At 70.0% G+C, this 5046-nt stretch carries 7 protein-coding genes; 5 read left to right on the forward strand and 2 right to left on the reverse strand.

Annotated features, from left to right (window positions below):
* Together H0X00_RS21380 and H0X00_RS21385 are read left to right on the forward strand one after the other, a co-directional pair.
* Positions 1–1758 (forward strand): hypothetical protein (locus H0X00_RS21380; protein WP_293774646.1); only part of this gene is annotated, 1758 nt, incomplete at its 5' end.
* A gap of 33 nt (positions 1759–1791) precedes the next feature.
* Positions 1792–2565 carry a hypothetical protein gene (locus H0X00_RS21385; protein WP_293774648.1) on the forward strand — a complete coding sequence of 258 codons (774 nt, stop codon included), beginning with the start codon at positions 1792–1794 and terminating at the stop codon, positions 2563–2565.
* A 9-nt stretch (positions 2566–2574) separates the two neighbouring features.
* Here the strand turns inward: H0X00_RS21385 and H0X00_RS21390 are convergent, their stop codons facing one another.
* Positions 2575–2799, reverse strand: coding sequence for a hypothetical protein (locus H0X00_RS21390; RefSeq protein WP_293774650.1), 225 nt, complete (start codon positions 2797–2799; stop codon positions 2575–2577).
* A gap of 109 nt (positions 2800–2908) precedes the next feature.
* On the opposite strand from H0X00_RS21390, the gene H0X00_RS21395 reads away from it, so the two are divergent.
* The 3 genes from H0X00_RS21395 to H0X00_RS21405 are packed head-to-tail and all read left to right on the forward strand — an operon-like array spanning position 2909 to position 4671.
* Positions 2909–3577, forward strand: a complete 669-nt coding sequence (locus H0X00_RS21395) for a hypothetical protein (protein ID WP_293774651.1) — start codon at positions 2909–2911, stop codon at positions 3575–3577.
* A gap of 16 nt (positions 3578–3593) precedes the next feature.
* The gene (locus tag H0X00_RS21400; RefSeq protein WP_293774653.1) at positions 3594–4133 is read left to right on the forward strand and encodes an LLM class flavin-dependent oxidoreductase; all 540 of its coding nucleotides are present in this window, start codon (positions 3594–3596) and stop codon (positions 4131–4133) included.
* 55 nt (positions 4134–4188) lie between these two features.
* Entirely contained in the window at positions 4189–4671 is a 483-nt protein-coding gene (locus H0X00_RS21405; RefSeq protein ID WP_367186727.1) for an LLM class flavin-dependent oxidoreductase, read from the forward strand.
* Between the two features lie 111 nt (positions 4672–4782).
* Here the strand turns inward: H0X00_RS21405 and H0X00_RS21410 are convergent.
* On the reverse strand, positions 4783–5046 hold a 264-nt coding region (locus tag H0X00_RS21410), incomplete at its 5' end, for a cupredoxin domain-containing protein (RefSeq protein ID WP_293774655.1).

Consider the following 5046-nt stretch of genomic DNA (forward strand, 5'->3'; position numbering starts at 1 on the left):
GGCCTGCCCGGTGCGGCCGCCAGCGCCGACTCGACCGCCCCGCGCTCGCCGCTCGTCGCCGCGCCCGGCAGCCCGGACATGGCCACCCTCGCCGACGACCTGACCTACACGCTCTCGCCGCAGTTGGCCGGGATGCTCGGCGTGCCCGCGGACACCGTGCTCGACGCCGCGACGGCGCAGCGACTCACGACCGCCGCCTCGCCGTTGCCGGTCGGCAGCGCGACGCCGCCCGTGGGAACCACGCTGCTGTGGCCGGCGCTGGACGCCCGGGAATCGGCGGGCCCGCTCGGCATCTATCTGAAGCCGTACACGCTGCGTGCGGTCGGCGAGAAGATCGAGGTCTGGGTCGCCTCGGGAGTGGACCTGGTCTCGGCGGGGACCGCTTTCCCGTACGGCGATGCGCGCAATGCGGTGCCGCACAGTACGGACATCACCGACGCGCAGGCACAGTCCCTGGTGACGGAGTTCGACCAACGGATCTACCCGAAGGAGACCGCGGCCTTCAGCACGCCGCCGGACAAGGCCGGCACCGCAGTGCTCCCCGGTCTCAACGTGCCCGGAGTGAACTTCGCCGGCGAGGGCGACCACACCGTGACCCTCGTCGACAACGTGCGGGACGAGAACTTCTCCGACTTCCCGGCGAACCCGACCTACATCGCGGGCTTCTACACCCCGATCTTCAATCAGTTGACCAACCGTAACGTCATGACGATCGACGCCTTCGACTGGCTGCACCGCACCGGGGAGAACCCGAAGGACGAGGCGACCGAGGACCTGGTCACCTCCCGGCCCGCGCGCCCGCGGTCCTACGAGGGCGTGTTCGCCCACGAGTGGCAGCACCTGCTGCAGAACTACCAGGACCCGGCCGAGACCACCTGGGTGAATGAGGGTCTGTCAGATTTCGCGATCTCGCTGGTCGGGTACGGCGACACCAGCCGCACTGTGGAGCAGACCCGCGCCGAGGGCCACATCCTCTGCTTCCAGGGCTACGGCGAGGTCAAGGGCCCGTCCAACCCCAACCCGCGTAAGTGCGGCGGGCCACAGAACTCTTTGACCGCGTGGGAGGACGAGGGCGCGGGCTCCGAGGTGCTCGCCGACTACGGCAACGCCTGGTCCTTCTTCCAGTACCTCTACGACCGCTACGGGACCGAGTTCATCAGCGCGGTGCACCGCGACGGCACCGCCCAGGGCCTGGCCAGTGTGCAGAAGCAACTGGACACCTTCGCCAAGGGAACCAAGGTCACCGACCTCGTGCACGACTACCAGGTGATGAACCTGGTCGACCGCTACGTCGACACCAAGGGCGGCAAGGTCGCCGGCATCGCCAAGGACCGGGTCACCACCGCGAGCCTGAACGCCGCGATCAACCTGGCCAGCCCGAACGCGTTCGGCAAGGCGGGCGTCGCACCGAACGGGGCCGACTACGTGGTGCTGCGCAATCAGGGCGCCGACGCCGCGCTTCGCTCGCTGAACTTCACCGGCGTGCGCAGCGTCGGGGACGGGCAGACCGGGGCGGCCGTGCAGAACTGGCACGTGAGCCTGGTCGGCATCGACAAGGCCGGTCACCGCGTGTTGGTGCGCTCGATGGACAAGGCGTTCACCGTCGCGCTGACCGAGCGGGACCTCAAGGCCTTCGCCGGCTACCAGACGGTGGTCGCCGTGATCAGCCACGACGACCCGAGTGATCTCGACGCCGCCGGCGAGCAGTACGCCGGGTACGAGCTCACCACGAACGGTGGCACCGCCCGTGGCGCCTAGCGGTGGGTGACCGTGTTCGGCCAGACTTCGCCCATGACTGATCCCCGCGTTCTCGCCGCCAGCCGCGCCGCCGCCCACCCGATCCAGCGGGCAGGCTCGACCTGGATCCTGCACCCGGAGCAGTTCGAGGCCAGCATCAAGGCCGGCTACGAGCACCCGTTCGCGGGCTACTTCGCCGGCCGCGCCGGCGTCCTGGGGGAGGTCGAGGCGGCGGCGGTCGATGCCATGTTCGGCATCTTCGGCCCGGGCGTCACGGAGACCTTCTGGACGATGGGCCTGCCGGTGCACGGTGCCCGCGGCGGCGCCGAGTTGTACTTCGGTCAGGCGGCGGAGTGGGCGCGGCCGCGGCTGTCCGGCCTCGACGGCCTCGACCGCTTCATCGAACTCGGCGAGAAGGTGATCGCGGGCGCTCCGGGCTGCGGCCTCCCGCTCTTCGTCGGGCTGGCGAAGCTGCCGCGCGTCGACGACTCGCCCGGCCGGGCCATGCAGGTCGTCGTGCTGCTGCGCGAACTGCGGTTCGGCGTCCACCTCGCGGCGATGACCCTCTCCGGCATGCCGGTCCAGGAGGCCCACCTGCTCAACCAGGGTGAGGAGTACGCGGCGATGCTCGGCTTCCCGGGGCCGTACCCGCCCGTCGAGCAGTTCAAGGACAAGCGGGCCGAGGTCGAGGAGGTCACGTCGGCCCGTGACGCCGAGATCTGGGGGCTGTCCCTGAGCGCGGACGAGGCCGCGGAGCTCGCGGACCTGGCCGCCGGGATCTACGCGGCGATCGCGGCCGAGGACCCGGCTAACGCGGCGGCCGGCTGAACCGGGGAGTCAGTTGTCGGAGGGGCGGGATTCATGCCCAGGGCGGCCGTGCGTCCGGCGCTCTTCCTTCATCTCGGACTCGTACACGTGGCGGTGTCCCTCCATCAGCTCGTCGCGCACCCGGGCCTCGGCCGCGACCACCGGCGAGTAGTAGTTGTCGTCGAACTCTTCCATCACACCGAAGCCCAGGCGGCACTCAGTTTCACCGCCACCGCGGCCGCCGACGTCGTCCACCTGACCTACGTCGTCAAGGACGCCCCGGTCTCGGAGATCTTCGACGGCGGCTCCCCGAGCGCGCGGGCCCTGCTCGACACCATCGGCAACGCGCTGGGTCGCCAAGGGCATGCTCTCCGGTCCGCACGAGGAACCGATCGACCTGTTCATCACCGACGACGAGCTGACGTGGGAGGAAGGCGGGCTGATCTCGCTGCGCGGGTCCCGGCACACCCTCGGCGCGCAGTTCCTGTCCTCCATGCGCGACGACCCGCTGGCCTACGCCAGTCAGCCGTACTGGCTCACCGGGACGATCCTCGGCGAGCGGGTCGAGGGCCCGATCTTCTTCGATCAGGTCTACTTCCGCCACGGCAGTGAGTGGAAGGAGTACCCCTACTACACCGACGTGCAGGTGGTCTGGAACATCTTCGCGAACAAGTACGCCGACGGCACGGTCGAGTTCGGCAACATCACCAAGGGCCGCGGCCGCTGGGGCGCGGGCATCGTGGTCGAGGGCAACACGGCCCTGGCCGAGTCCCCGAGTGTCGGGGCGGAGTTCGACGTCGACGCCGACGGCTACGTGACCGGCGCGAGCTACGACCTCGGCGCGTCCGGGATCTGGGACTTCACCGCAGACCCGACCCAGCAGCTGAGCGGATTCAACAAGGCGCGCTGGGGCGGTTATCGCGCCCAGGGCGGCATGACCCGGCGCCGCGGGGACGACCGCGAGGTCGTCACCGGCTGGACCTGGGTCGAGGCGTTCTCCGACCGGATGAAGGACGAGGAACTGGTGCGCTGAGGTGACGCCGGATCAGATGCGCGAACTGATGTGCGGCCAGACCGTGGCCGGGCTGTTCGCGAACGCGGTGCGCGAGTTCGCCGACCGGCCCGCGCTGCGGGCCGGCGCCGGTGGGGCCACCTGGACCTACGCCGAATACGGGCGCGAGGTCGCCCGGGTGGCCGCGGCGTTGCGTGGCCTGGGAGTCGGTCCCGGCGACTGCGTGAGCCTGCTGGTGCGCAACCGCCCGGAGTTCCATGCCCTCGACATGGGAACCGCGTTGCTGCGGGCGACCCCGAGTTCGATGTACTACAGCTCCTCGCCGGAGCAGATCCGCTACCTCGTGGAGCAGGTCGAGGCGCAGGTCGTGGTGGTCGACGGCCCGCAGGCTCTGGAGCGCCCGATCGCCGCCCGCCCCTACGGCGGGAACCTGCAGGAGTACTCCGCCGGCCGGTTCCGGCTCGGGCTTGGCTCCCAGGTGCAGGCGCACATCGAGAAGCGGTTCTCGATGCCGTGGTCGCAGCCCGCCGCGCGGATGCGCGAGTTCATCGCCGCCCTGCACGCGATCTGGGACTGACTGGCAGGAAGGCACCAGGCTCGAGTTCCGCGGCGATTTCTACCAGCACACGTTGATGACGCCGTTCTTCAATCCCGGCCCGAGCGGGTTCGGTCCGCCACCGGTGTTCCTCGCCGCCGTCGGGGAGAAGATGGCCGAGGTCGCCGGTGAGATGGCGGACGGGCTGTTCGTCCACGGGTTCTGCACCGAGCGCTACCTGCGCGAGTGGGTGCTCCCGACGCTGCAGCGTGGACAGGAACGCCGGACCGCCTCACGTCCCTTCGAGATCGCCTACCCGGCGTTCGTCGCGATGGGCGAGACCGAGGCCGAACTGGCCACCGCCTCCACCGCTGTCCGCAAGCAGGGCGAGTGGGACGCCATGGGGGAGCGGATCGAGGACGATGTGCTGCACGCCTTCGCCGCCGTCGGTACCCCGGAGGCCGTGGCAGCGACACCGCAACAACGCTACGGCGACGTCGTCGACCGGATCAGCCTGTACCTGCCCTACGACCCCGATCCCGCCCAGGTGGCCGCGCTGACGGGCGTGCTCCTGGAGTGACGCTACGAGGCGCCGAAGGCCCAAGGCTTCGGGCAGGGAACACAAACGCTCGCGCTGACCGGTGTGCACCGTGGCCAGGGCGAGCGTCTGAGGTGAGCGGTGTCGGGCCGGCTACTCGACGATGATCCGGCCCTTCATGTACTGGTGGATGTCGCAGAGGTAGTCCAGCTCGCCGGCCTCGGCCGGGGTGAAGGTGAACGACTTGCCCTGGGCGAGGGTCCCGGAATCGACGCCACCGGGCACGGTGAGGGTGTGCGCGGCGCTGTCCTCGTTGGTCACCGTGATGCTCTGCCCCAGCTTCACCTGCGCCGGGATCGGACTGTAGACGAAGTCCTTGATGACGATGGTGCCTGGGCCCGCGGGGGGGTCGGGAGC

It is taken from the genome of Sporichthya sp., from assembly GCF_013815995.1.
Taxonomy (GTDB): Bacteria; Actinomycetota; Actinomycetes; order Sporichthyales; family Sporichthyaceae; genus Sporichthya.

Bases quoted from the DNA above. Each gene is read 5' to 3' on its own strand.
- H0X00_RS21385 (WP_293774648.1), top strand. From the start codon at position 1,792: ATGACTGATCCCCGCGTTCTCGCCGCCAGCCGCGCCGCCGCCCACCCG.
- H0X00_RS21395 (WP_293774651.1), top strand. From the start codon at position 2,909: ATGCTCTCCGGTCCGCACGAGGAACCGATCGACCTGTTCATCACCGAC.
- H0X00_RS21400 (WP_293774653.1), top strand. From the start codon at position 3,594: ATGCGCGAACTGATGTGCGGCCAGACCGTGGCCGGGCTGTTCGCGAAC.
- H0X00_RS21405 (WP_367186727.1), top strand. From the start codon at position 4,189: ATGACGCCGTTCTTCAATCCCGGCCCGAGCGGGTTCGGTCCGCCACCG.